This window comes from Rhodococcus sp. IEGM 1409, from assembly GCF_030056735.1.
Classification (GTDB): domain Bacteria; phylum Actinomycetota; class Actinomycetes; order Mycobacteriales; family Mycobacteriaceae; genus Rhodococcus_F.
In genome coordinates this window covers 587,138-613,036 of the sequence record NZ_JASHKN010000002.1, presented here as the reverse complement: position 1 = coordinate 613,036, position 25,899 = coordinate 587,138, and the positions used below count along the sequence as shown (strand labels likewise).

The 25,899-nt window shown below is 62.2% G+C and carries 26 protein-coding genes; 9 read left to right on the top strand and 17 right to left on the bottom strand.

Going from position 1 to position 25,899, the window contains the following annotated elements; translation table 11 throughout:
• Window positions 1-2: 2 nt before the first annotated feature.
• Genes QM716_RS08845 through QM716_RS08835 form a run of 3 tightly spaced genes read left to right on the top strand, consistent with a single transcriptional unit; the run spans window position 3 to window position 2,837 of the window.
• Complete coding sequence (locus QM716_RS08845) at window positions 3-1,178, top strand: ABC transporter ATP-binding protein (protein WP_283303780.1); 1,176 nt, start codon at window positions 3-5, stop codon at window positions 1,176-1,178.
• The gene (locus QM716_RS08840; protein WP_283303779.1) at window positions 1,175-2,077 is read left to right on the top strand and encodes a 2-aminoethylphosphonate ABC transporter permease subunit; all 903 of its coding nucleotides are present in this window, start codon (window positions 1,175-1,177) and stop codon (window positions 2,075-2,077) included. Before QM716_RS08845 ends, QM716_RS08840 begins: the two co-directional genes overlap by 4 nt.
• Complete coding sequence (locus QM716_RS08835) at window positions 2,052-2,837, top strand: ABC transporter permease (protein WP_283303778.1); 786 nt, start codon at window positions 2,052-2,054, stop codon at window positions 2,835-2,837. The genes QM716_RS08840 and QM716_RS08835 overlap by 26 nt, the downstream gene beginning before the upstream one ends.
• A gap of 3 nt (window positions 2,838-2,840) precedes the next feature.
• On the opposite strand, the gene QM716_RS08830 is transcribed toward QM716_RS08835, so the two are convergent.
• Window positions 2,841-4,463: an AMP-binding protein gene (locus tag QM716_RS08830; RefSeq protein WP_283303777.1), complete on the bottom strand. Its 1,623-nt coding sequence runs from the start codon at window positions 4,461-4,463 to the stop codon at window positions 2,841-2,843.
• Between the two features lie 178 nt (window positions 4,464-4,641).
• Between QM716_RS08830 and QM716_RS08825 the strand changes: the two genes are divergently transcribed.
• Complete coding sequence (locus tag QM716_RS08825) at window positions 4,642-5,451, top strand: LuxR C-terminal-related transcriptional regulator (protein WP_283303990.1); 810 nt, start codon at window positions 4,642-4,644, stop codon at window positions 5,449-5,451.
• Between the two features lie 4 nt (window positions 5,452-5,455).
• Here QM716_RS08825 and QM716_RS08820 read toward each other — a convergent pair whose 3' ends face one another.
• The 5 genes from QM716_RS08820 to dxr all read right to left on the bottom strand — a co-directional run bounded on the left by QM716_RS08820 (window position 5,456) and on the right by dxr (window position 11,915).
• Window positions 5,456-7,270 (bottom strand): penicillin-binding transpeptidase domain-containing protein, encoded by a 1,815-nt coding sequence (locus QM716_RS08820; protein WP_283303989.1) that lies wholly within the window; start codon window positions 7,268-7,270, stop codon window positions 5,456-5,458.
• A gap of 69 nt (window positions 7,271-7,339) precedes the next feature.
• Window positions 7,340-8,176: a GNAT family N-acetyltransferase gene (locus tag QM716_RS08815; RefSeq protein WP_283303776.1), complete on the bottom strand. Its 837-nt coding sequence runs from the start codon at window positions 8,174-8,176 to the stop codon at window positions 7,340-7,342.
• A gap of 111 nt (window positions 8,177-8,287) precedes the next feature.
• Window positions 8,288-9,445 carry a flavodoxin-dependent (E)-4-hydroxy-3-methylbut-2-enyl-diphosphate synthase gene (gene ispG, locus QM716_RS08810; protein WP_007734888.1) on the bottom strand — a complete coding sequence of 386 codons (1,158 nt, stop codon included), beginning with the start codon at window positions 9,443-9,445 and terminating at the stop codon, window positions 8,288-8,290.
• 87 nt (window positions 9,446-9,532) lie between these two features.
• Window positions 9,533-10,750 (bottom strand): M50 family metallopeptidase, encoded by a 1,218-nt coding sequence (locus QM716_RS08805; RefSeq protein ID WP_283303775.1) that lies wholly within the window; start codon window positions 10,748-10,750, stop codon window positions 9,533-9,535.
• 7 nt (window positions 10,751-10,757) lie between these two features.
• Window positions 10,758-11,915 (bottom strand): 1-deoxy-D-xylulose-5-phosphate reductoisomerase, encoded by a 1,158-nt coding sequence (dxr, locus tag QM716_RS08800; RefSeq protein ID WP_283303774.1) that lies wholly within the window; start codon window positions 11,913-11,915, stop codon window positions 10,758-10,760.
• A 120-nt stretch (window positions 11,916-12,035) separates the two neighbouring features.
• Between dxr and QM716_RS08795 the strand changes: the two genes are divergently transcribed.
• Window positions 12,036-12,305: a DUF2631 domain-containing protein gene (locus QM716_RS08795; protein WP_019747993.1), complete on the top strand. Its 270-nt coding sequence runs from the start codon at window positions 12,036-12,038 to the stop codon at window positions 12,303-12,305.
• A 78-nt stretch (window positions 12,306-12,383) separates the two neighbouring features.
• Here QM716_RS08795 and rlmN read toward each other — a convergent pair whose 3' ends face one another.
• Window positions 12,384-13,493: a dual-specificity RNA methyltransferase RlmN gene (gene rlmN / locus QM716_RS08790; protein ID WP_230812959.1), complete on the bottom strand. Its 1,110-nt coding sequence runs from the start codon at window positions 13,491-13,493 to the stop codon at window positions 12,384-12,386.
• Between the two features lie 102 nt (window positions 13,494-13,595).
• Here rlmN and QM716_RS08785 point away from each other — a divergent pair, with 102 nt between their 5' ends.
• Window positions 13,596-14,006 (top strand): LapA family protein, encoded by a 411-nt coding sequence (locus QM716_RS08785; RefSeq protein WP_283303773.1) that lies wholly within the window; start codon window positions 13,596-13,598, stop codon window positions 14,004-14,006.
• Window positions 14,007-14,101: 95 nt separating this feature from the next.
• Complete coding sequence (locus QM716_RS08780; protein ID WP_283303772.1) at window positions 14,102-14,944, top strand: HpcH/HpaI aldolase/citrate lyase family protein; 843 nt, start codon at window positions 14,102-14,104, stop codon at window positions 14,942-14,944.
• A gap of 78 nt (window positions 14,945-15,022) precedes the next feature.
• Here QM716_RS08780 and QM716_RS08775 read toward each other — a convergent pair whose 3' ends face one another.
• The 6 genes from QM716_RS08775 to rpsB all read right to left on the bottom strand — a co-directional run bounded on the left by QM716_RS08775 (window position 15,023) and on the right by rpsB (window position 20,050).
• A complete protein-coding gene (locus QM716_RS08775) occupies window positions 15,023-15,751 on the bottom strand; it encodes a class I SAM-dependent methyltransferase (protein ID WP_283303771.1) in 729 nt (242 codons plus the stop codon).
• Between the two features lie 6 nt (window positions 15,752-15,757).
• The gene (locus QM716_RS08770) at window positions 15,758-16,654 is read right to left on the bottom strand and encodes a phosphatidate cytidylyltransferase (RefSeq protein ID WP_283303770.1); all 897 of its coding nucleotides are present in this window, start codon (window positions 16,652-16,654) and stop codon (window positions 15,758-15,760) included.
• 48 nt (window positions 16,655-16,702) lie between these two features.
• Window positions 16,703-17,260 carry a ribosome recycling factor gene (frr, locus tag QM716_RS08765; protein ID WP_003942777.1) on the bottom strand — a complete coding sequence of 186 codons (558 nt, stop codon included), beginning with the start codon at window positions 17,258-17,260 and terminating at the stop codon, window positions 16,703-16,705.
• Window positions 17,261-17,303: 43 nt separating this feature from the next.
• Window positions 17,304-18,032 carry a UMP kinase gene (gene pyrH, locus QM716_RS08760; protein WP_019747988.1) on the bottom strand — a complete coding sequence of 243 codons (729 nt, stop codon included), beginning with the start codon at window positions 18,030-18,032 and terminating at the stop codon, window positions 17,304-17,306.
• A 198-nt stretch (window positions 18,033-18,230) separates the two neighbouring features.
• On the bottom strand, window positions 18,231-19,058 hold the full coding sequence (gene tsf / locus QM716_RS08755) for a translation elongation factor Ts (protein WP_283303769.1): 828 nt from the start codon (window positions 19,056-19,058) through the stop codon (window positions 18,231-18,233).
• A gap of 134 nt (window positions 19,059-19,192) precedes the next feature.
• On the bottom strand, window positions 19,193-20,050 hold the full coding sequence (gene rpsB, locus QM716_RS08750) for a 30S ribosomal protein S2 (RefSeq protein WP_003942709.1): 858 nt from the start codon (window positions 20,048-20,050) through the stop codon (window positions 19,193-19,195).
• A 307-nt stretch (window positions 20,051-20,357) separates the two neighbouring features.
• On the opposite strand from rpsB, the gene QM716_RS08745 reads away from it, so the two are divergent.
• Window positions 20,358-20,858, top strand: coding sequence for a M23 family metallopeptidase (locus QM716_RS08745; protein ID WP_283303768.1), 501 nt, complete (start codon window positions 20,358-20,360; stop codon window positions 20,856-20,858).
• A 35-nt stretch (window positions 20,859-20,893) separates the two neighbouring features.
• Here QM716_RS08745 and QM716_RS08740 read toward each other — a convergent pair whose 3' ends face one another.
• Entirely contained in the window at window positions 20,894-22,003 is a 1,110-nt protein-coding gene (locus QM716_RS08740; RefSeq protein ID WP_283303767.1) for a MinD/ParA family ATP-binding protein, read from the bottom strand.
• 122 nt (window positions 22,004-22,125) lie between these two features.
• Window positions 22,126-23,052 (bottom strand): tyrosine recombinase XerC, encoded by a 927-nt coding sequence (locus QM716_RS08735; protein WP_283303766.1) that lies wholly within the window; start codon window positions 23,050-23,052, stop codon window positions 22,126-22,128.
• A gap of 84 nt (window positions 23,053-23,136) precedes the next feature.
• On the opposite strand from QM716_RS08735, the gene QM716_RS08730 reads away from it, so the two are divergent.
• Window positions 23,137-24,309: a multidrug effflux MFS transporter gene (locus QM716_RS08730; protein ID WP_283303988.1), complete on the top strand. Its 1,173-nt coding sequence runs from the start codon at window positions 23,137-23,139 to the stop codon at window positions 24,307-24,309.
• Here the strand turns inward: QM716_RS08730 and QM716_RS08725 are convergent.
• A complete protein-coding gene (locus tag QM716_RS08725; protein ID WP_283303765.1) occupies window positions 24,306-25,076 on the bottom strand; it encodes a siderophore-interacting protein in 771 nt (256 codons plus the stop codon). The two genes, QM716_RS08730 and QM716_RS08725, sit on opposite strands and share 4 nt — an antisense overlap.
• A 292-nt stretch (window positions 25,077-25,368) precedes the next feature.
• On the bottom strand, window positions 25,369-25,728 hold the full coding sequence (locus tag QM716_RS08720) for a histone-like nucleoid-structuring protein Lsr2 (protein ID WP_003942721.1): 360 nt from the start codon (window positions 25,726-25,728) through the stop codon (window positions 25,369-25,371).
• Between the last annotated feature and the right edge of the window lie 171 nt (window positions 25,729-25,899).

Below are 25,899 nucleotides of genomic sequence, written 5' to 3'. Positions count from 1 at the left end.
TCATGGCAAGAACCAGACTGGGGCGGACGCTCCCCGAGACCGTCGGTGTCCATGGAGCGATCGAACATTCCGCTCCGGCCATCACCTTCGATCGCGTCAACGTCGCCTACGGCCGCGGGAAGACCGCAACCCATGCCCTCGTCGATTTCAATCTACGAGTGGCGCCGGGTGAAACTGTGGCACTGCTGGGGCCCAGTGGTTCCGGCAAATCGACCGCTCTGAAGGCCCTCGCGGGATTTGTCCGCCCCACGTCCGGTTCGGTCAAGCTCGGCACCCGAAATATCACTAATCTTCCTCCCGCACAACGCGGAATCGGCGTCGTCGTTCAGTCGTACGCGCTCTTCCCGCACATGAGGGTCTCCGAGAACGTGGCCTTCGGACTCCGAGCCCACCGTGTGCCGCGGTGGGAGATCGGCCCTCGCGTGGCCGAAGCCCTCGACATGGTCGGGATGTCGGCGTACGGAAAGCGGCTGCCGCGTGAGCTTTCCGGCGGCCAACAGCAGCGGATCGCCATCGCTCGCGCCTTGGCAATTCGTCCCGGAGTACTCCTCCTCGACGAGCCGCTGGCCGCCCTGGATGCTCAATTACGCGAGAGCATGCTCGGCGAACTGGCAAGACTGCGGGCAGCGCTACCTGACACCGCCATGCTCTACGTGACGCACGATCAGAGTGAAGCCCTGGCGCTCGCGGACCGAATCGCAGTGATGCGCAATGCCAGACTCGCAGACATCGACACCGCGGAGGCCTTGTGGAAGCGTCCTCCATCCAGCTTCACCGCGGCCTTCCTCGGCGGCGCCAACCTGTTGCCCTGCACGGTCACTCGCGTGATCGGCACTTCCGCACTGGTCTCGATCGGCGGCGCTCCGTTCACTGCTCATGCCCCTCAACCCGAGATCGGGCGCATCGAGTGGGAGTCCGACATGGACGCCTACCTGTGTGTTCGCCCGCACGCGGTAGTGGTGACCGGCGTCGGCGCGCGAGGATCGCTCCCGGCACGCATCGTCTCGAGCGTCTGGCGTGGTTCGACGACGCGTCTGACGCTGGCTGTCCGTGGCCTCGACGACGTCCGCGTCGACGCGGATGTTGCAGGCCACGACGAGCGGTCGGTCGACACCGAGGTTGGCGTCGTCTTGCCCACGGACGGCAGTGTCCTGGTTCCGGCGGATCGCCACCCATGACGACAACCTTGGAACGCCCCGAAACCGCTGCGCCCCAACACAAAGACCCGATCCCGTGGCGCCGGATCGGGTGGGCGCTACCACCATTGCTTCTTGTCCTCGTGTTTGCTGTCTATCCCACCGCGCGTGTCCTCACGGAATCCCTGAGCACCGGCAGCGGCACCGGGTTGTCCACGTGGTCTTCGGTGCTCGGTTCGGAACTGTTCCGAACCGCACTCTGGCGGACCATCCACATCGCCGTGGCGTCGACCCTGGGTTGCCTGGTCCTCGGAACCTTCCTCGCCTTGGTGCTTGCCTTCGTTCCCTTCGCCGGATCCAAGGCGGTGGGGCGATTGATCGACACGGTGCTCGCCCTGCCGTCGTTCCTGATCACGTTGGCGTTCACGTTCCTGTACGGCACGGCCGGCGCCGTCAACGCCTTGATCGTCCGCATCACCGGCGACGCGAGCGGCCCGCTGAATTTCCTCAACACACCGTTCGGTGTCATCGCGGCCGAAATCACCTTCTTCACACCTTTTGTCGTACGTCCGCTATTGGCCGCGTTCACCCAGATTCCCCGTGAACAACTCGACGTCGCGGCCAGCCTCGGAGCGTCACCCGTCCGCGTTCTGCGACAGGTGGTGATGCCGGAAGCGTGGCCAGCGCTCCTGGCCGGTGGATCGCTCGTCCTTCTGATGACGCTGAACGAATTCGGCATCGTGCTCTTCACCGGGGCAAAAGATGTCGTAACTCTGCCGGTCCTCATCTACACCCGCGGCATCGTCACCTTCGACTTGCCGGGCGCGGCAGTGATCGCGACCGTCCAGGTCGCACTCTCACTCGGCTTGTACTGCCTCTACCGATTCACCTTCAACAGATTGATGGGAGGCAGCCGTGCTGCTGTGGACACGAAGCTCTAGGGCTCTCGTACTCGGATTCTTCGCCCTCGTCGTCGCGGTCGTTTTTGTCGCACCCATCGCCACCGTCGTCGCAGCTGCGCTGGCCGGATCGTGGACGGGGCCACTTCCCGCGAATCTCGGCGGAAAGAACTTCTCGACTGCCCTGTCCGACGAGAACTTCGCCGGTCTGACCGTCAGCTTACAGACTGCGTTCATCTCAGGAGTACTGGCACTGATCGTCGGAACGTGGGCCGCACTGGCCTCTCGTGAGGCACCGATGTGGCTGCGGCGCATCACCGACGCCCTGTTCCACCTGCCGATTACAGTTCCCTCAGTTGCCATCGGCTTGGGTCTGCTGATCACCTTCAACGAGCGTCCACTGCTGCTCGGCGGTACCAAGTGGATCGTGATTCTCGCTCACACCGTTCTGGTGCTCGCCTTTGCATTCAGCGCGGTATCTGCGGCACTGGAACGGCTCGATCCCGCGTACCGCCAGGCTGCGGAATCGCTCGGGGCAGGCCCCGTACGGGTACTGACGCGAGTGACGCTTCCGCTGCTACTCCCAGCATTGGGTGCGGCCGCCGGACTTTCCGTCGCGCTCTCGATGGGTGAACTGGGCGCGACCGTCATGGTCTATCCGGCGACATGGAAGACCCTGCCGGTCAGCATCTTCGGACTCACCGACCGCGGCCAGGTATTTCTTGCCGCAGCAAATACGACGCTGCTGCTTGCAGTCACCCTGGTCGCCCTCATGGTGGTCGGCAGAATCCGTCGGCGCTGACCTTTATCCCTTCCGCAAGATGTACCGCTGAACCTTGCCACTCGGGGTCTTGGGCAGGTTCGGAACAAAATGCACCGTGCGCGGGTATGCATGCGCTGCAAACTTCTTCTTCACCAACGTCTGCAGTTCCTTCTCGAGTTCGCCGTCGCCGTCGACGCCTTCGCGTAGAACGACAAACGCCTCGAGGACCTCACCGCGCAACTCGTCGGGCATGCCCACAACTGCGGCCTCGATGACGTGCTCGTGCATGACCAGCACACTCTCGACGTCGAAGGGTCCGATGCGGTAGCCCGCCATGATGATGACGTCGTCATCACGCGAAGAGAAGAAGAAGAATCCGTCCTCGTCCGTCATTCCGGCATCACCGGTGATGTACCAGCGGCCGTCTTCGCTGAATCGCTGCTTCGTCTTCTCCGGGGCATCAACGTATCCGGTGAACCACATCAACGGGCTGTTGTGGGTATCGATCGCCACGCGGCCCTGAGTGCGAGCCGGTGCGATGTCATCCGAATTGTCTTCCAACACAGCAGCAGACCAACCCGGCAACGGACGACCCATAGATCCGGGGCGCACGTCCTCGCGGAGTCCGTCCGCCCACGCGTTGACGATGAACATGCCGTGCTCGGTCTGGCCGTAGTGATCACGGACCTCGACGCCCAACGAGTTCTTCGACCACGCAACCACATCCGGGGTCAAGGGCTCACCGGCCGACGACGCGCGACGCAGCGAAATGCCTTCCGGAACCGGCGCCTTGTCGGCACGCAGACTGCGGTACACGGTCGGAGCGGCCGCAAAATTGGTGACACCGAACTTCTCGATGATCTGCCACGTCAGCGGCGCGGAGAATCCGGCGTGCAGCAGAACGCTTCGCGTTCCCGCGGCAAGGGGACCGAGCAACGCGTAGTACAACCCGTACGCCCAGCCCGGGTCCGCGGCGTTCCAGAACACGTCGTCCTCACGGACGTCGAGGCCGAACTCCTGGTAGGCGTGGAACGACGCGAGCGCCCGCACCGGTACCGGCACGCCCTTGGGAGTTCCCGTGGTGCCGCTGGTGAACAACTGCACCATCGGTGCGTTGCCGCCGACGGCCTGAGCAGCGCCCTTCGGGTCTTCTGCATCCTGAGCTGCGAGGAGGGCGTCGAAGTCCAGCTCGTCACCAGCCGCGCCGCCGGCGACGATGACCTGCCATGCCGCGTCGGCGGGGATATCCTCACCCGGCGCGAGCTTGTCGAGCTGATTGGCGTCGGAAATAACGACCTTCGCACCGCTGGCTGTCAGGCGGAAGGCGATAGCGGGCGAAGCGAATGCCGTGAACAACGGCACGTGGACCGCGCCGCGGCGCCAAATTCCGAGGAGAGCGACCACGAGATCCGCAGATTTGCCCATGAGAGTCGCTACGTTGTCTCCCGGCTCGACTCCGAGGTCCGCGAGAGCTGCCGCGAAACGCGTTGACTGCTCACGTAGATGACCGTAAGTGAGGTCCACCGAGCTAAGGTCTGCCTCGACGACGGTGAATGCAACGCCATCCGCGGGATGCCGATCGCAGAGCAATTCTGCGGCGCTGGCATGCGGGGTGTCGTACTGGTCCAGCAGCTCGCGCACCCGTGCGGTGGGATCGGTGCTCATCAACTTGCTCCTTATCGATCGTCGTATGGTTGGCCCGACCGGTTACGTTGGCGGCTCGTCATACATACTGTTCACCCCCTATGATCTAGCTCACAAGAGAACTTCACTACCCCCAGAAAGGGGTACCTGCGTGAATCGACATGCTTCGTCACTTTTGCGTCCCCGCGACGGGGACGCAATGCGAGGTGAACTCCGAACGATCGCAGCTCAGGGCGTTGTTCCTGTGCTGTTCGGAGGCGAGGTCCAGGACGGAACCCTGCACCTGAGCGAATTCGTCGGCACCCGCACCAACAACCTCAAAGGTCTGGCAATCCCGCCGCGATCCGGCATGGGCGGGCGCGCCGTTGCGCAAGGTTCACCGATCACCGTCAACGACTACGGCAATTCGCAGTCCATCACTCATCACTTCGACCGACCTGTTCTCAGCGAGGGCCTGCATTCGATCATCGCCGTTCCGGTCATGGTTTCCGGCAAATCGCGCGCCGTTTTGTACGCCGCTATCCGTGATTCCGCTCCGTTGGGCGACCGCACGGCAGACGTCATGGTCAGCGCATCCCGACGCCTCGGGATGGAGTTCGCCATCCGCGACGAGGTCGACCGTCGCCTGCAACTACTTCAGGCCGCCGCAGCAACAACCGCCGACGGTATGTCTTCGGAAGAAATCCGCGGAGTTCACGCCGAACTACGCAGTGTCGCCCAGACTGTCACCGATACCGACTTACAGACGAAACTCCGCGGACTCTCCCAGCGTCTGGCCAACCTGCTGCGGCCTACTGCCGACACCGAAACCGACGTCATGCTCACCCCACGCGAAGTGGACGTCCTCTCTCAAGTCGCACTCGGCTGCACCAACATCGAAGCCGGCCAACGACTTTCCCTTCGCCCGGAAACGGTGAAAAGCTACCTGCGGAGCGCGATGGGAAAGCTCGACGCGAGCTCACGCCACGAAGCTGTGGTCACCGCCCGCAGGTTGGGACTGCTCCCCTGACGGGTCAGTAACCTTCCGGCAGCGCGGTGAGCATGTCACGCGTCACCGCTACGGCGTTATCCGAACTTCCGCCCCGCACAACCAGAGTGGCGAAGGCCAGGTTTCCGCGGTAGCCGACGAACCACGCGTGCGATCCCCCGTCGACCTCGGCTTCACCGGTCTTGCCGTACACCTCACCCTGATCCTCGACGCGTTCGGCGGTACCACTGGTGACGACGAGTCGCATCATTCCGCGCAGACCGTCGACCATGGCCGGCGTGATTGCCGGACGCTCACCGTCGATGGTGGTCTCACGTCCCGAAATCAGTTGCGGCACCGGTGTCGAACCGTTCGCGACCGTCGCCGCCGCCATCGCCATTCCGAACGGACTGACCACGACCTTGCCCTGACCGAATCCGTCCTCGGTGCGCTGCACCAGATCCGACGCCGGCGGCACCGAACCCGAATCGATCGGCAATCCGACCACGTTGTAGTCCTGGCCGATGCCGAACTGCGCTGCCGCAGTGGTCAACGTGTCGGCTTGCATCTCGCTGGCCAGCTTCGCGAAGGACGTGTTGCACGAACGGGCGAAGGCCGTTGCCATCGGCACCGTGCCGAGTGAGAACTCGTTGTAGTTGGGCACGCTGCGCTCGCCGATCTCGATTCGACCCGGGCATGGCACCATCGTGTCGGGGGTCGCCTGACCCGTCGAAATCGCCGCACCTGCCGTGATGATCTTGAACGTCGAGCCCGGCGGGTACTGACCCATCGTCGCAACCGGTCCGTCACGGTCTGCTGCCTTGTTCTGCGCAACAGCCAGAATGGCCCCGCTCGATGGTTCGATGACCACCATCATCGCCTGATCCTTGTTCACGTTCACCGCGCGCTGCGCAGAAATCTGGATGTTGCGGTCCAGACTGATACTGAACGACGGAACCGGTTGCGGCGCAGTCTCGGTCAACACGTCGGTATCGACGCCGTTCTGGTTGACCGTGACGACACTCCAGCCGGCCTTGCCATCGACCTCGTCGATGATCGTCTTCTTGATCTGCCCGAGCAGGTCAGGTGCGAACTCCGGGTCGGTCGAGACGAGATCCGATTCGTCCGAGACCGATACTCCCGAGATCGCTCCGAGTTGCGCCGAAACCTGGTCGTAATCGTCGCTGCGCAACCGGGTCACCAAGTAGTCGCCCTTGACGGCCGTCGACGATTCCGCGATCGACTGACCCGTCAGCGAAGAATCGAACCGCCCGAGAACGCTTGCGAGACTGTTCGCGGAGCCGATGATGTCGTTGCTCTTCGAGCGATCGAACTTCACGCGGTAGACGATTCCCGGCACGAGGACGTCCGTGCCCGAATGCTCGTTGACCCTCGCCCTCGGCGCAGCGGTTGCCCGCAACGACATCGTCTGCTTGTCACCGAGACGAGGATGAACGTCCGTCGAACTCCAACGGACGGACCAGTCGCCGTCCTTGCGCCCCATCTGCAGCTCGCCATCGTAGGTCCAGACGCGGTCTTTCGGCAGATGCCACTCGTAGGTGTAGCCGACCGTCGCGGTGTCACCGTTCATCTTCACCGACGTGGTCTCAGCAGTCATCGACTCGGCCTGAAGCGCATCCCAGGTATCGCTCAACACGGGCCCTGCGGAATCAGGTCGGTCCGTCAGTTTTGCTGCCTCGTCGATGTCCCTGTCGCCGAACGCACTCAGGAACTGCTGCGCGACGGGCTCGGGGCCGGCGGGTTTCGGAGTACATGAACTGATCCCCACCGCCAAAAAAATGACGGTGCAGGAGGCCAACAGTTGGGCCGAGCGACTACGAGAGAAATGCCGAGTGTTCATCGAGCCCCATACTAGGGCGGCAACCGACGCGGTCAGGGTAGGCGCGACCATTGCACCCAGCGTATGCGGTCAGTCGAGCAGTACCGTCGAGAAAGTTGCGACCTGCCGGAACCCCACCCGCGAATAGGTCGACCGCGCAATCGTATTGAAGCTGTTGACGTACAGGCTGGCAATACGACCGGTCGCCATGATCGACTCCGCCACAGCCGCCGTACCGGTCACCCCGAAGCCCTGTCCGCGAAACTCGGGATTGACCCACACTCCCTGAATCTGGCCACAGCGCGCGGAAATCGAACCGACCTCCGCCTTGAAAACGACCTGGCCGTCCTCGATGTGCGCCCACGCTCGCCCGGCGGCGATCAGGCTTGCGACACGATGCCGGTAGCCGCGCCCACCGTCGTTGGCACGTGGATCGACGCCCACCTCTTCGATGAACATCGCGATCGCGGCAGGCAGATAGATGTCGAGTTCGTCTGAGCGGACCTGCCGGACCAGAGGATCCGACGGGCACGCCAGCGGCTCGGATACCGCGAGCAACGGTTGTTCGGGGCGAACCTCCCGCGCAGTTCCCCAATCCAGTTCGAGCATTTCCCAGAGCGGCAACGCCAACTCGGCGCGACCGACCACTGACGAGCACATGCGTGGAATCCGACAGGCACGGTCAGCGAATGCTCGAATGTCATCCGGATCGCCTCGAAGCGGAACCAGATTTGCCCCGGCAAAGCACAGGGAGGACAACGGCCCGCCTCGACTCCACAGCTCGCCGTGAATCATTCGTGGGTCGACGCCGCATTCTTCGACGCGCGCGGCAATCATGCAGGCCGCCACCGGATCGGCGTCGAGTACCGCTCGGACGTCATCGAGATCTCGACTTCCGACCTGCTTGGCTCCGAGGAGTTTGAGCATCCGTCAACCCCCTCGACTCGACTGCGCGTCCACGAATATCACTACCCGATCATGATGCACTCAGATTGCCACGAACCTGACACCGACGGGGAAGTTTCATCCGGCAATCACTCAACTCACAGTGACGACCGGCGCACCCTCCGAAGCGTCACCCTCCATGCTTTCGGCAATTTTCATCGCCTCTTCGATCAACGTCTCGACGATCTGCGCCTCGGGCACCGTCTTGATGACCTTGCCCTTCACGAAGATCTGGCCCTTGCCGTTGCCGGACGCCACACCGAGGTCAGCTTCACGCGCTTCACCCGGTCCGTTCACGACGCAGCCCATGACTGCCACGCGAAGCGGAATCTCCATGCCTTCGAGACCCGCGGAGACCTCGTCGGCAAGTGTGTATACGTCAACCTGTGCACGGCCACACGAGGGGCATGAGACGATCTCGAGCTTGCGCGGACGCAGGTTCAGCGACTGCAGAATCTGGTTACCGACCTTGATTTCCTCGGCCGGCGGGGCCGAGAGCGACACACGGATGGTGTCGCCGATACCCTCCGCGAGCAGCGCACCGAACGCGACCGCGGACTTGATCGTGCCCTGAAACGCCGGACCTGCCTCGGTGACACCGAGGTGCAATGGGTAATCGCACTTGGCGGCGAGTTGGCGGTAGGCCTCGACCATGATCACCGGATCGTTGTGCTTGACGGAGATCTTGATGTCGCCGAAGCCGTGCTCTTCGAACAACCCGGCTTCCCACAGCGCAGACTCGACCAACGCTTCGGGCGTCGCCTTACCGTACTTCTCCATCAAACGAGGATCGAGCGATCCTGCATTGACGCCGATACGGATCGGAATGCCTGCATCACCGGCAGCCTTGGCTACCTCTTTGACACGGCCGTCGAATTCCTTGATGTTGCCCGGATTGACGCGCACCGCAGCGCATCCCGCGTCGATTGCCGCGAAGATGTAGCGCGGCTGGAAGTGGATGTCGGCGATAACCGGGATCTGGCTCTTCTTCGCAATGATCGACAACGCGTCCGCATCTTCTTGACGCGGGCAGGCGACACGGACGATGTCACATCCGGAAGCGGTCAGTTCCGCGATCTGCTGGAGCGTTGCGTTGACGTCGTGCGTCTTCGTGGTGCACATGGACTGCACCGAGATGGGGAAATCGCTGCCCACACCTACCGTGCCGACCTGCAGCTGCCGAGTCTTGCGTCGAGGAGCAAGAATCGCTGCGGGTGCCGAGGGCATTCCCAGTCCGATAGGGATGGTCACGTCTGTGCCTTCTTTCATAGCTTCACTGCAAGTTTAGCCGGGCGATCACCGCACTACCGCGCGGCAACCGTCGCCCTGCTCACACGGTCAGAAGATCTTGATCGGATTGACGATGTCAGCCGTGAGTGTCAGCAACATGAACGCGCCACCGATCACGATGAATACGTAAGTAATCGGAAGGAGTCTCGTGTAGTCGACGGGACCGCCCGGGATCAAGCCGCGGCGGGCGCGGAACCAATCGCGGATCTTCTCGTAGAAGACCACCGCGATGTGACCGCCGTCGAGCGGCAACAGCGGCAGGATGTTGAAAACACCGAGGAAGAAGTTGATCGACGCGAGCAATCCGACGAACATCGGCCACTCCGCCCTATCAGCAGCCTCGCCGCCGATCACGCTCGCGCCGACCACGCTGATCGGTGTGTCCTGCGCCCGCTCGCCGCCCGTGACCGACTCCCACAGAGCCCCCACCTTCGACGGAATGTCAGCCAACGCCTTCACCGAGTCGACCATGATCTGGCCGGTGTAGTCGAAGGCTGCCGGAACAGCCGTGAGCGCGTTGTACTCGATGAGATTGCTGACACCCTCGATGCCGACGGCGCCTACCTTTGCCAGTTCCGGCGTTGTGCTGTCCTCTTTGGCTACGTAGCGCTCAACCGGCGATACGTCGACCGGAATTTGAACAGTCTCGTCGCCGCGCTCGACTGTGAGCGTGACTGTCCCGGACTTGTCGCGGATCGCCGCGGAAACCTTTGCGAAAGTGTCCGTTGGTTGACCGTCCACCGCGACGATCCGATCGCCGGCAGCTATTCCAGCTGCCTCCGCCGGACCGGTACCGGTGCAGTCCGCAAGTTTCCACCCCTGATCCTGACCGAGCTGCGTCGGAGCCACACAAGTCACGCCCTTGACAACAGGCGGTGCGGGCTCCGAACTCGTTCGGCCCCAGCCGAGGAGCAATGCGTAGATCAGGAGGAACCCGAGAATGAAGTTCATCGCGATACCGCCGGACATGACGACGACGCGCTTCCACGCCGCCTTCTTGTACATCGCGTGCGGCTCTTCTTCAGGCGTCATCTCGTCGAGGGCCGTCATGCCTGCGATGTCGCAGAATCCGCCCAGTGGGAGCGCCTTGAGTCCGTACTCGGTCTCACCTCGACGGAACGAGAAGATCTTCGGTCCGAAGCCGATGTAGTAGCGGCGAACCTTCATTCCCAAAGCCTTGGCCGTCCACATGTGGCCGGCTTCGTGCAGGGCGATGGACACGCCGATGCCGAGGGCAAACAGCACTACGCCCAGTGCAAAAACCATGAAAGTTCTAGCCCTCCTGCTTCACGAGCTGACGCGCTCGTGTGCGTGCCCAGCCGTCTGCGGCCAGAACGTCGTCCACGGTAACCGGTTCCGCGGACCATTGACCTGCATCGTCGAGAACAGCAGCCACCGTGCGGACAATCGCCGGGAAGGAAATGACGCCGTCGAGGAATGCCTGAGCCGCCACTTCGTTGGCCGCGTTGTAGATCGCAGTGAAACAGCCGCCGGATTTGCCCGCACTTCGCGCCAGATCGACGGCGGGGAACACCGACGAATCGAGCGGCTCGAATTCCCAGGTGGAGGCTGCGGTGAAGTCGCATGCCGAAGCAGCGCCTTCGATACGATCCGGCCAGCCGAGAGCGAGAGCGATCGGGAGCTTCATATCCGGCGGGCTTGCCTGTGCGAGCGTCGACCCGTCGAAGAAGGTCACCATGGAATGCACGATCGACTGCGGATGCACGGTGACGTCGATGCGGTCGTAGTCGATCCCGAACAGCAGATTCGTCTCGATCAGCTCGAGCCCCTTGTTGACCAGAGTTGCCGAGTTGAGGGTGTTCATGGGCCCCATCGACCAGGTGGGGTGCGCTTTTGCCTGAGCCGGATTCACACTTTCGAGATCCACGGCGCTCCAGCCACGGAACGGCCCACCCGAAGCGGTGAGAACCAACCGAGCCACCTCGTCGCCCGTTCCACCACGTAGACATTGGGCCAACGCCGAATGCTCGGAGTCGACCGGCACGATCTGACCGGGTGCGGCGGCTTTGGTCACCAGCGCTCCGCCTGCGACAAGGGATTCCTTGTTCGCCAGTGCCAGACGCGCTCCCGAGTTCAAAGCCGCCAGTGTCGGCTCGAGTCCCAACGAACCGACGAGCGCATTGAGGACAACATCGGCGCCGCTGTCGCGAACCAGTTCCGTCACTGCGCTCGGTCCCGAACGAGCCGTCACCGATTCCAGAGCAGCGGCGGCGACAGGATCGGCGACCGCGACGTCGGTGACGCCGGTTGCGCGAATCTGCTCGGCCAACAACTCGACGTTGTTGCCGCCCGCTGCCAGTCCGACTACTTCGAAACGATCGGGGTTAGCAGCGATGACCTCCAGCGCTTGGGTACCGATCGAACCGGTACTGCCGAGAAGGAGGACGCGGGTACGTGTGGTTTCCTGCACTCGCCCATTGTTCCTGATAACACCTGAGAACAACCTTATCGACGCCCAACTACGTACGACAGGCAGTCGTATGTCACCATATTGGGCAGTAGTGCAACCGAATGAGCAGGAGGATCGACCGTGGCCGATACCCAGTTGGACGTCAAGTCCAGCGCCCCCGTCGTGGTCTCGCACGTCGATGAGGCCGAGGTTCCCTCTGCCGCATGGGGGTGGAGTGGTGAAGGACTCAAGTTTTTCCGTTTCCTCGGATGGTTCTTCGCAATATTCCTGCTTCTGATGATGATCGGTAACCATCACGGCAAGGTCGAGGATCTGTGGCTCATCGGCACCGCCGGATTGATGATCTTCGTTCTGGTCCGCGACATCGTCATCCGTCGCCGCCCGCGCTAGAGACGTAGCACAGCGAAGGCCTCCACGAACAAAAGTTCGTGGAGGCCTTCGCTTTACGCGTTTCAGACCTAGAGCGTTTCAGTTCTCGGCTGCCAGCTGGCCACAGGCTGCGGCGATTTCCTGACCGCGTGTATCGCGCACGGTGCACGAGACGCCCTGGGCGATGACGCGGCGTACGAACTCACGCTCGACGTCCTTCGGGCTCGCGTCCCATTCACTGCCGGGAGTCGGGTTGAGCGGAATCAGGTTCACGTGCACCAACCCGCCGAGTGCTTTCTTCAGCTTCTTGCCCAGCATGTCCGCGCGCCACGGCTGATCGTTGACGTTCTTGATCATCGCGTACTCGATGGACACACGGCGGCCGGTCTTGTCTGCGTAGTACCGGGCGGCTTGGAGCACCTCCGACACTGACCAGCGATTGTTGACCGGAACTAGGGTGTCGCGCAGTTCGTCGTCCGGCGTGTGCAGCGATACCGCCAGCGTGACGCTCAGTCCTTCGTCGGCGAGCTTGCGGATAGCGGGAGCGAGGCCGACGGTCGAGACCGTGACCGATCTCTGAGACAGGCCGAGTCCGTCCGGTGCGGGCGAGGTGATCCGTCGAACCGCCGCCACCACGCGCTTGTAGTTCGCCAACGGCTCGCCCATGCCCATGAACACGACATTCGACAAGCGGCCGGGGCCGCCGGCTATTTCACCGTCGCGCATGGCTGCTGCTGCCTCGCGAACCTGATCCACGATCTCGGCAGTCGAGAGGTTGCGGTCGAGGCCGCCCTGACCCGTCGCGCAGAACGGGCAGGCCATTCCGCAGCCTGCCTGACTCGAGATGCAGAGTGTCGCCCGATCGGGATAGCGCATCAGGACGCTCTCGAGCAGCGTTCCGTCATGTGCCTTCCACAGGGTTTTGCGTGTGTCGCCCGAATCGCACGCGAGATGCTTGATCGGCGTCAACAAAGTCGGGAAGAGCGACTCCCCCACCTTTTCGCGCACCGATGCGGGGAGGTCGGTCATCTTTTCCGGATCGGCTTCGAGCCGCGCGTAGTACTGACGCGCCAGCTGATCGGCCCGGAAAGCCGGAAGGCCGAGCTCTTTCACCGCTTCTTTGCGCTCGGCGGAATCGAGATCGGCGAGGTGCCGTGGAGGCATTCCGCGCTTGGGTGCAGTGAAAACGAGGGGAAGAGAGGCAGCCATAGTTACACCATTGTCCCATTGTTTTGGGGCGCTACCCCACTGCCACCCGATTGTGGCCGGATTACCCGTGCAACTTCGAGCAGGTTGCGTGATGATCATGTCATGTCAACCACACCAGAGGATCCGTCGAACTCCCCCGTGTACGGCCCTGCCGACGGTTTCGGTCCCGACCCGGAACTTCCGAAGGTGGGCGAGGACAAGGCAGTCGAAAAACACGATCCCGAACCGAACCCGACGCCTGAACCGACGCCGACCGGGACCTCGGTCACCGACCGAACCAGGGCTGCGACGACGTGGGTCGGCCTGGTCATCGGCGCAATCGTGCTGGTCTTGCTGCTGGTGTTCATCTTGCAGAACCTCGAGAGCGTCTCCGTCGAGATCCTGGCCTGGCAAATCGACTTTCCGCTCGGAATCACGATCCTGCTTTCCGCGATCGCGGGCGCATTGATCATGGCGTTGGCAGGCGGGGTTCGCATCATTCAGATCCGGCGCGCAGCGAAGCGGCAGATGTGACTGAAATCTAGTTACGCAATTGGGTCGATCGATGGGCCAGCAGGCATCATTGATGTCGTGGAAATCACCGGAAAGGCCCTGATGTGACTACTCACATGGAGAGACCTGTGACCTCGCGAATTGCCCCGCAGCAGGCAAGATCCTGGCTCCTCGTCCCCGCGTCCAAACCGGACACCTTCGACACCGCCCTCGCGAGTGCGGCCGACGCCGTCATTCTCGACCTCGAGGATGCCGTCACCGCACCCAACAAACCGGCCGCCCGCCGCGATGTCGCCGCATTCCTGAGCGAACACAATCACGCCTGGGTTCGGATCAACGACGCCACGACACCGTTCTGGGAAGAGGATCTGGCCGCACTCGCGGGCCTCCCCGGACTCGAGGGTGTCATGCTCGCGAAGACCGAGAGCGGCCAGCAGGCCGACGCCACTGCCGAGCGACTCCCCGAGGGCACCAAGATTCTTGCCCTCGTCGAATCCGCGGTGGGGCTCGAAGCTGCGCCCGAGATCGCACGCACCGACGGAATCTTCCGTCTTGCATTCGGCAGCGGAGACTTTCGTCGCGATACCGGGATGGACGACTCGCCCACCTCGATGTCGTACCCGCGTTCGCGGCTCACCATCGCCAGCCGCGCGGCTCGTATCGCTCCGCCGATCGACGGTCCAACGCTCGGCCCCGATCTGGATCTGCTCGCCCGAGACTGTGCGATCACGTTGTCACTCGGCATGGCGGGCAAGCTCTGCATGACCACCGCGCAGACTGCCCCCGTCAACGCGGGCCTGAGTCCGTCCGTGGCCGACGCGATTTGGGCTCAGAACGTCATCGACGATCTCGGTGAAGACGGCTCACGCGTACGCGACGGCAGTGACCTGCCCAAACTCGCCAAGGCAAAGAAGATTCACAAGCTCGCTACCCTGTTCCACATCCCCACCGATCACTAATTTTTTGCTACTGAATCGGTGCAGAAAACGTCAGGCGCTCAAGTCGGAGCGCCTGACGTTCGTCTTTTGAACCGGCCTTCACGCCAGTTCGAGTGATCGTGGTTTGAATCGAACATGGATCCGGTATCGCACCGCAAAGGCCAGTCCCGTCACTTGCGAGAACGCACGCTCGGCGGTCTTCTCGGTGAACTCGATCCCCAGTACTCGCCGCAAGTCGTCTCGATTCTCGAACTCCCACCGGGCGTCGACACGGGTGAGCGAGAATCCTTGAGCCTCGAAGAACGCTTCGACTGCCGCTGGATCGTATTTGGGCAGATCCGCCCTCATCCACTCTCCGTACGGGCCGGCGCTCACGTCGAGGTCCACGATCAGCAGGGCTCCCCCGGGCCTCAGGATGCGCATGGCCTCACGAATTCCCGGGCCGCAGCCTTTCCCGAAGAAGTACGCCGTTCGGGCATGAACGAGATCGACGGAAGCCTCAACCAGACCCGTGGATTCTGCCGAACCCTGGACTACGTCGATCGACGCCGAATCGCGGGTTCGTTCTCGCGCGGCCTTCACCAGCGGCGCGTGCGGCTCCACCCCGACAACACGGCGCGCGGTACGAGCGAACTCCGGTAAGTGAAACCCCGCGCCGCAGCCGACGTCGACGACGTCGAGTCCAGACCAGTCGACCTGGGCTCGCATCGCGGCCCAGATGGAACCGTCGACGTCCTGTGCGCGGTTCTCGACCTCGTAGACGTCCGGCCAGTGCCAGATGTTCGGACTGGGGATGGGCTTGGAACGGCCCGAGAAGAAATCACGCACGAGAAATCAGACGAGTGCGTACAGAATCAGCCAGGTGACAAACGCCGACGGCAGGAGCGAATCCAGGCGATCCATGATTCCGCCGTGGCCGGGAAGCAGGGTTCCCATGTCTTTGATGCCGAGTTCACGCTTGATCTGCGATTCGATCAGGTCACCGACCGTCGCGACGACCACGAGCACGACACCGAGCAGGACGCCGATCATCGAGTTCGCGTCGAGGATCAGGGTCACTGAAAGCAAACTGCCGATGACGCAGAAAATGAGGGAGCCGACGAAACCCTCCCAGGACTTCTTCGGGCTCACCGCCGGGACCATCGGGTGCTTTCCGAACAGGACTCCCGCGGCGTAACCGCCGACGTCGGAGCACACGACTCCGATCATCAGGACAAAAACACGACCCGGTCCGTCGTCTTCGAGCACCATCAAAGCGCCGAAGGACGCCAGCAGCGGGATCCACGCCAAAACGAACACCGTGATGGAGGTGTCACGCAAGAAATTCTTCGGTGTTGCCTTGAGCCCGTGGTCGAACAACCGCCATACCATGCACACCAGGACGGTCGCGGTGAACCCGCTGAGCACTCCGACCGGTCCCCACGGCCAGCCGAGCCAGATCGTGGCTTGCCCTCCGACGAGCAGCGGAATTCGCGGCACCTCGATGTCGGCTTCACGAAGCCGTGTGGTGACCTCCCACGTCGCGATGAACATCGCGATTGCGACTACGGCAATCCACCCCGGAGGCAGAAAGATCAAAGTGCCGATGACCAGGGCGCCGAGACCGGCTCCGACGCCGATGGCGGCAGGTAGGTTCCTGCCTGCCTTCGACTTCGGCGGTTGCGCGCCCTCAGCGCCGCCCGTAGGCCCGTCCGTGACGGGACCACCGGCGGTTCCCTCTTGTGCGTGCACCCAGACTCCCTGATCTACTCCCGACGACAAACACTGCAAACGAGGAGGCTATACCTCCATCAACTCTGCTTCTTTGTGCTTGACGAGCTCCTCGACCGTGTGCACGTACTTCGCCGTGGTCTTGTCGAGTTCTTTCTCTGCGCGACCGACCTCGTCCTCGCCGGCTTCGCCGTCCTTCTGGATCCGGCCGAGTTCGTCCATCGCCTTGCGGCGAATGTTGCGCAGCGTGACCTTCGAGTCCTCGCCCTTGGACTTGGCCTGCTTCACCAGTTCGCGACGACGCTCTTCCGTGAGCTGCGGAACCGAGATGCGGATGATGCTGCCGTCGTTGGACGGGTTAACACCGAGATCCGAGTTGCGGATCGCCGTCTCGATCGCGTTGAGCTGCGAAGCCTCGTACGGCTTGACAATGACCATGCGGGCCTCGGGGACGTTGATGCTCGCGAGCTGCGTGATCGGCGTGATCGAACCGTAGTAGTCGATCACGATGCGCGAGAACATACCGGGGTTAGCGCGTCCGGTACGAACCGAGCCGAGATCGTCCTTGGCTACCGTGACAGCCTTTTCCATCTTCTCTTCGGCCTCGAAGAGCGCTTCATCGATCACGGCTGTTCCTCCATGTTGTTCTGCATCATTTTTCGGGTGTCACTCACGACTTGATCAGGGTGCCGATCTTCTCACCGGACACCGCGCGAGCGATGTTTCCTTCGGTGAGGAGGTTGAACACCATCATCGGCATCGAGTTGTCCATGCACAGACTGAACGCCGTTGCGTCCGCGACCTTGAGTTCACGCTCGATGACCTCGCGGTGCGTGATCTGTTCGTACATCGTCGCGTCCGGGTCGATACGCGGGTCGGCCGAGTAGACGCCGTCGACAGCCTTGGCCATCAGCACTACCTCGGCACCGATCTCCAGCGCGCGCTGCGCAGCAGTGGTGTCGGTGGAGAAGTACGGCATACCCATCCCGGCACCGAAGATGACCACGCGCCCCTTCTCGAGGTGCCTACGTGCACGAAGGGGAAGGTACGGCTCGGCGACCTGTCCCATGGTGATGGCCGTCTGCACACGAGAATCGACGCCGGCCTTCTCCAGGAAATCCTGCAGAGCGAGGCAGTTCATGACGGTGCCGAGCATGCCCATGTAGTCGGAGCGCGCGCGATCGAGGCCACGCTGCTGCAGTTCCGCTCCGCGGAAGAAGTTTCCGCCGCCGATGACCACTGCAACCTGTACGCCTGATCGAACGACCTCTGCGATCTGCTCAGCCACCTTGGTGACCACATCGGGATCGAGACCGACTTTGCCGCCTCCGAACATTTCGCCGCCGAGTTTGAGCAGGACCCGCTTGAATCCTGGACGTTCGTTGGCAGGTTCGGACATTGTTCTCCTCAGTTCGATACAAGACCCTGTAGGTCCTTCGTTCTTCTTCTGTCACCGAATCGGAGACGGTGACACAGAAAGCCCTCGGGACTAGTCCCAAGGCACTCCCATCCTGCCTCATCGGAGGCCCCAGGTACACGTAGACCCCGCCGGTAGAGCAAATGCTCTTCTGGCGGGGTCCATGTGTACGGGCTCCGATTAAGCGGAGGCGCCGACCTCGAAACGCACGAAGCGCTTGATGGTCACGCCGGCCTCGTCGAGGATCGCCTTGACGGTCTTCTTGGAGTCCTGAACCGAAGACTGCTCGGTCAGCACGACGTCCTTGAAGTAGCCGTTGACGCGGCCTTCGATGATCTTCGGCAGAGCCTGCTCGGGCTTGCCCTCCGCGCGAGCGGTCTCTTCGGCGATGTGGCGCTCGGAAGCGACGATCTCCGCGGGGACCTCGTCACGCGTGACGTACTTGGCCTTGAGTGCAGCGACCTGCATTGCAGCTGCGCGAGCAGCCTCGGCTGCGCCATCGCCTTCACCGGTGTACTCGACGAGCACGCCAACGGCCGGCGGCAGGTCGGCACTGCGCTTGTGCAGGTATACGGCAACGGGGCCGTCGAAGGAAGCGACGCGGCTCAGCTCGAGCTTCTCGCCGATCTTCGCGGACTGCTCCTGGATGACGGTGTCGATGGTCTTGCCGTCGAGTTCGAGCGCCTTGAGAGCGTCGAGGTCGGCGGGCTTGCCAGCGGCAGCGACGGTCACGATGGAGTCGGCCAGCTTGATGAACTCGTCGTTCTTGGCGACGAAGTCGGTCTCGCAGTTGATCTCGATCATGACGCCGCCCTTGGCGACGACGAGACCCTCAGCGGTGGTGCGCTCTGCGCGCTTTCCGACATCCTTCGCGCCCTTGATGCGCAGCTGCTCGACGGCCTTGTCGAAATCGCCGTCTGCATCTGCGAGTGCGTTCTTACATGCCATCATTCCGGAGCCGGTGAGCTCACGGAGCCGCTTGACGTCAGCGGCGGTGTAGTTCGCCATGATTAGCGAGCCTCCTCATGTGTCTGTTTCGGACCTAGGACTAACGGTGAAGCACGGCCTGACGGTGGTGCTCGGGCCTAACGGTGAAACGGCCCTGACCAAAAGAACTCTTGGTCAGGGCCGGTTTCAACGAATCAGGCCTCGGTGGCCGGTGCCTCTGCGGCGGGGGCTGCCTCAGCCTCAGCGGCCGGAGCTGCCTCAGCCTCAGCGGCCGGAGCTGCCTGCGAGAGCAGTTCCTGCTCCCACTCGGCGAGGGGCTCGCCTGCGCCGGCTTCGGGCTTCGCGTCCTTGTCGGCGCTCAGTCCTGCACGTGCCTGCACACCCTCGGCAACCGCGGACGCGACAACCTTGGTCAGCAGTGCTGCGGAACGGATGGCGTCGTCGTTGCCCGGGATCGGGTAGTCGACGAGGTCGGGGTCGCAGTTGGTGTCCAGGATCGCGATGACCGGGATGTTCAGCTTGCGAGCCTCGGCAACTGCCAGGTGCTCCTTGTTGGTGTCGACGATCCACACCGCGGAAGGAACCTTGGCCATGTCGCGGATACCACCGAGGGTGCGATCCAGCTTGGTCATCTCACGCGTGAGCATGAGGATTTCCTTCTTGGTGCGACCTTCGAATCCACCGGTCTGCTCCATTGCCTCGAGCTCCTTGAGGCGAAGCAGACGCTTGTGAACGGTGGTGAAGTTGGTGAGCATGCCGCCGAGCCAACGCTGGTTGACGTAGGGCATTCCGACGCGAGTCGCTTCGGAAGCGATGGACTCCTGCGCCTGCTTCTTGGTGCCGACGAAGAGAACGGTGCCGCCGTGGGCAACGGTCTCCTTGACGAACTCGTACGCCTTGTCGATGTACGTCAGCGTCTGCTGGAGGTCGATGATGTAGATGCCGTTGCGGTCGGTCAAGATGAATCGCTTCATCTTCGGGTTCCAGCGACGGGTCTGATGTCCGAAGTGAGTTCCACTATCGAGCATCTGCTTCATGGTTACGACAGCCATGGCTGTGTACCTCAAACTTTCAATCCGGTTGATGCAGGCGATCGGGTGATCCCTGCCCTGGCACCCGCACGGCCGTCGGACCTGTTTCGTGAGAACCAGGACCAGCCGAGGCCGGAAAACGTGCGCGGGCGCGCGAAGTCGGACTGTGCGAGCACAGACCGCTCGACAAGTGTACGTCCTTGTCGCCCGATGCCATAACCACCCTGGAAGCAACAGACCGAACCGGCGGTTGTGGATCGGCGGCCATCCTGTGGATTACCCGTCTGATCTGCATTGAAGCGCGCGCGACTCCACGGAAGATCAAGCAATGACGATGTTGAGCGGAGCCCGACGAGGAGTGGTCGTCGCCGTGATCTTCTGCTGTGTCGCCGTAAGCACGGCGTCGGCAGAAGCGCGTTTCGACTGGCCGCTCACTCCCCGACCGCACGTGGAACGCGCTTTCGACAAACCGGCCCAGAATTGGCTGCCTGGTCATCGCCTCGTCGATCTGGGCGGCAGTGCCGGCCAATCCGTCCTCGCGGCCGGCGACGGCATCGTGGCGTTCGCGGGAGTCGTCGCGGGAAAGCCGACGGTGTCGATTGATCACGACGGCGGGCTACGGACGACCTACGAACCCGTCATGGCCGACGTTCGAGCAGGTGAACGCGTCGCAGCCGGGGCGGTGATCGGTACCCTCGAACCCGGGCACGACGGGTGCGTCGTCCCCGCATGTTTGCACTGGGGTCTGCGCAGAGGGCGCGAGTATCTCGATCCCCTCGGGCTTGTTCGGTCGCAACCGCTCAGGCTCAAGCCCCTGACAGGCGGTTGAGACTGACAGGGGGTTGAGACTGACAGGGGGTTGAGTCAGTGCCACTCGGAAACGGCGTGCCGACCCGCGGCGTCCGCGAAGTCGTCGGCAACCATCGCTGCCAATTCCATGAATGCTCGTCTGGTGGCCGGTCGCATCAACTCGAGATCCATCACCGATCCCTCCGCGAGATGCTCGTCGAAAGGAATGACCTCGACGGCGCGGCATCGACGCATGAAATAGTCCGTTAACGCGTCCATGTCGATCACGCTCGACCCTGGTCGGGCGGCGCTGATCACGACGACGGTCCGTTCGACCAGATGACCGTATCCATGCAACTGAAGCCAATCGAGTGTTGCCGCTGCGCTTCGCGCTCCGTCGATTGCCGGAGAACTGACGAGAACCAGCGAATTGGCAAGATCGAGAACGCCGTTCATCGCCGAGTGCATGATCCCGGTACCGCAATCGGTGAGGATGATGTTGTAGTAGACCTGCAAGATGTCGATGACCTGGCGATAGTCTTCCTCGCTGAACGCCTCCGAAATCGCCGGATCCTGCTCACTGGCCAGGACCTCGAGACGACTCGGCGACTGAGATGTGTGCACACGCACGTCCGAATAGCTTTTTATGTCCGGCCTCGCCGCGATCAGATCGCGCACTGTCGAATTTGTCTGCAATGGAACACGTTGCGCCAAGGTTCCGAAGTCGGGATTCGCGTCAACCGCCACGACGCAGTCGCCACGTAGCGAAGCAAACGTCGCACCGAGTCCGACCGTGACCGTCGTCTTGCCCACGCCACCTTTGAGCGAGAGCAAAGCGATTCGGTAGTCGTTGCGAATCGGCTGCTCGATTCGGGCGGCCAGTGCACGGTTGCGCTGTTCATTGGTCGAATCCCCCAGATTGACCACGCCTCCGGTCGCACGATGCAATCCTCTACGCCAGCCGCCACGCGGCGTCCGTTTAGGGCGTTTCAGTAAAGCTTCGGCAACCAGATCCTGGTTTGTCACCTCCTGCTGGCTCGACGGCGGCGGTGGCGCGGTCCAGACCTCTTGCGGTCGTGCCACAGGCTCCGGCGTCGGCATCGGCACGGGAGCCGGTTGCGGCGCTTCGGACAGCCAGGCTGGTTGACCACTGTGCGGCGGGTGCTTCACATCTTGGCGGTCCACGAATCCCCCGGATATCGCATGTAATCGAGTGTCTTGACACACGATCGAACTTTGCCGATTGTTCACTCTTATGACCTGCGACGCTACCAAACACCTGCCGAGAACTCGCGTCGCTTCACAATCTAGGCACGTGGATGGGCCTGATCGTGGACGGATCGAAGCCGTTCGACCGATACATGCGTGTACAGCTGAGTGGTCGCCAAACTCGCATGCCCGAGAAGTTCTTGGACCACACGAAGGTCTGCACCGCCTTCGAGCAAATGTGTCGCAGCCGAGTGCCGGAGCCCGTGTGGGCCCAGGTCGGGGGCCCCTGGAATTGCAGCCATCGTTTCGTGAACCACCGAACGCGCCTGACGCTGATCGAGCCGGCCGCCTCGAACTCCGAGGAGCAATGCTCGCCCAGACCGATCCGAAGTCAGTGCGGGTCGTCCGTGCTCCAGCCACCCGTTCAGTGCCGATTCTGCGGGCAGGCCGTAGGGCACCGATCGCTCCTTGTTCCCTTTGCCGAGCACACGCAGCAGGCGTCGATCGGCGTCGACCGACTCGACGTCCAGTCCACACAACTCGCCGACGCGAATTCCGGTGGAGTACAACAATTCCACGATGAGTCGGTCCCGCAGTGCGAGCGGCTCTTGTTGCTGCGCAGCGCTTTCCGCCGCATCCATTGCGTCTAGGGCATGACTCTGACGCAACACCGTCGGCAGCGTGCGGCGAGCAGGTGGTGCCGCCAGACGTGTACCGGGGTCGACGGGAATGCGTCCCGTCTGCGCGAGCCACGCCGTGAAACCGCGCGCCGACGACGCCCGTCGAGCTACCGTCGTACGGGCCGTTCCCACGGCATTCTGGGCAGCCAACCACGAGCGCATGACTCCTAGGCCGAGGCCATCGAGATCTGTAGTCTCCGAACCTGCAGCGAAATGGGTCAGCAATGCCCGCGCGTCACCGACATAGGCGCGGATCGTGTGTTCCGACCGCCCTCGGCTCAGTCGAAGGTGCTCGGCGTAGGCATCGAGGTGAACACTCAAGCTCGCCGGCAATGCGTCAGTCATGAACACACGCTCGCCCGCCGCGATTGAAACTGCAAGCTGCCTCGCCGATAGGGTTGATCGGTGAATCGAGCAATTCCTCTGAAGATGTTGTGTGTACTGGCACTGATTTCCGCAATCGCTCCACTGTCCATCGACATGTACCTGCCCGGCCTACCTTTGATGGCGGATGCACTCGACACTACTGCGGCCAGCGTTCAGCTGACACTGACTACCTTCATGGCCGGCCTCGGAATCGGCCAGCTGATCATCGGCCCGATCTCCGACGGACTGGGGAGGCGGCGAATACTGCTGACCGCGACGATCATCACGGCGCTGAGCGGCGCGGCATGCGCAGTGGCGCCGAACATCGAGTTTCTCATCGGCGCCCGGCTCGTCCAGGGATTGAGTGGAGGCGCTGCCATCGTCCTCGCCCGCGCCTGTATTGCCGACCGAGCGCGTGGCGACGACGCAGCCAAGCTCTTCAGCATCATGATGATCATCGGCGGTATCGCGCCCGTGGTCGCGCCACTGATCGGCGGCGCACTTCTCGGCCCCGTCGGATGGCGCGGAATCTTCTGGGTCCTGGCGGTCGCGGGCGCCGTGATGGTGGCTGGTGTCGTTTTGCTTGTTCCCGAGACACTCCCACCCGAGCGACGCCACGGCGGTGGATTGAAGTCACTGATCTCGAATCTGAGATACGTCGTCCGAAATCAGCATTACCTCGGGTATGCGCTCGCATTCGTCTTCGGATTCGGCGCCCTGTTCGCGTACATCTCCGCGTCGCCGTTCGTCGTTCAGAATGTCCTCGGGCTGAGTCCGTCGCAATTCTCGATCGTGTTCGCAGTGAACGCCACCGGAATGGTCACGGCAGCGATGATCACCACTCGCCTGCTCGGTCGCGTCGGAGCTCGCACCCTACTGCGTTTCGGGGTGTGCCTGCTCCTCGCTGGCGGCGCCGTATTGTTCTGCACCAGCGTCGTTTTCAGTTCCACGAATACCTGGTTGATCTTGGTTCCGCTGTTCGTGGCAGTTTCAAGCATCGGATTCATCATGGGTAATGCGACCGCTCTCGCCCAAGGAGAGGTCACCAACGCGGCCGGAACCGGTTCAGCACTGATGGGAGCGGGTCAATTCGGCTTGGCGGCGCTGGTTTCGCCGTTGGTGGGAATCGCGGGAGAAGACACGGCAGTTCCGATGGCAATCGCAATTCCCACCTTCGGAGTTCTCGCGGCCGTTGCGCTCGTGTTGCTGACTCGCGGCAAGGCAGCAGCGAGTTAGCTTTCGGCCGCGGCGAGTTCGGACTTCCAGACTCGGAAGCCTTCTTCGGTGCGACCGCGACGCCAGTATCCGGAAATAGAAGCGGCCGATGCCGGGACATTTCGCTCCTTGCGAATATACGACCGGAGGTTATGCATGACGGCTTGCGCTTCACCGTGAATGAAAACGTGAGGCTCGCCCGGTAGCCACTCGAGTGCCTTGACTGCGGCGACGACTGGCGCGTTGTCACCCGCCAACTCTTCACCCACCGCGTCGGATGACGCTCCGCGATGTAACCAGGTCACCGCGATACCTTCTGGGGCATCGAGTGCGATTTCGTCTTCTGGTCCACCGACTTCGACGACGGCGTAGCCGACCGCATCCAACGCCAATCTCGCTATCGACGCGGTAATAGCAGGTATTGCGGTCTCGTCGCCGACGAAGAGATACCAATCAGCGGATGGCGACGGCGAAAACGCGCCACCCGGTCCACGCAGTGTAATCTCAGCGCCCGGTTGAACTGACGCGGCCCACGGACCTGCAACTCCCATGTCACCGTGGACGACAAAATCGATTGCAATCTCTTCGGCATCAAGATCGTACGAACGAATCGTGTAGGTACGCAGTACCGGCTGATCAGGAGTGCCGAATCCGATCTTTACATAGGAATCGCTGTATTCGCTGGGAGTGAACGACTCGAAGCCCGGTCCCCCGAGAAACACTCGCACCATATGGGGAGTCAATTGTTCGGTCCGCAGAACCGTCAATGCAGTTGTCGGCTTGGCCACAGAAAGATCCTTCCGAAAGTTAGTGTTACCTAACTAAGGTACACGACAATTGCAGCGCATGGGCAAAATGGCTCCCTGGTGAATCCACCCAGCACGCGACAGATCAGAGTCACGCAACAAAATAAACCGACCAATCTGCCGGATAATGCGATGACAGCCAAATTATCGGATCATGATCCAGTGGATGATCAGGCAGGACATCACTATCGGAGAAATTAGCAAAGCAACAGTAAAATACGCCTCTGGCTCCTGGCGAGGTTCGCCAGGAGCCAGAGGAGGTATTTAGTTCAACCTAGTGCGCAGCATCGAAAGCGTCGATGATTTCCGCTTTGATACGCCCGCGCGGAGCAACTTCGTAACCGTTCTTACCCGCCCAGTCACGAATGGCCTGGAGCGTCTCCTTGGAGCGTCCGGAACCCGACGTGGCCTGCGGAGATGCAGCCTGAGCCTTCTTGCCGCGCTTTCCGCTCACCTTCGCAGCTGCCTCGACGAACGGCTTCACCGCAGCGTCGAACTTCTCCGCATTGGTGGCGCGCAGATCGATCACGTAATCCGTTCCCTGGTAAGAGAACTCAATTCGATCACCGAATCCATCGTCAATCGGCTTACCGTCAAGGTCGTCGATGAGTTGCCGAATCAGCTTCTCAGCCATTGCACTCCTCTTTCAATGATCGATTCAATTCTCCTTCACAATACACAGATAGAGCGTTGATGAACAAAAGAAGTCCGAAAACCTGTGCCATTTCCGAACAGACTCAATGGTCCGAATTAGCAGCAGGTTAACGACATTGCATCGACCGATCTCGATCCCGAAGAAACTTGC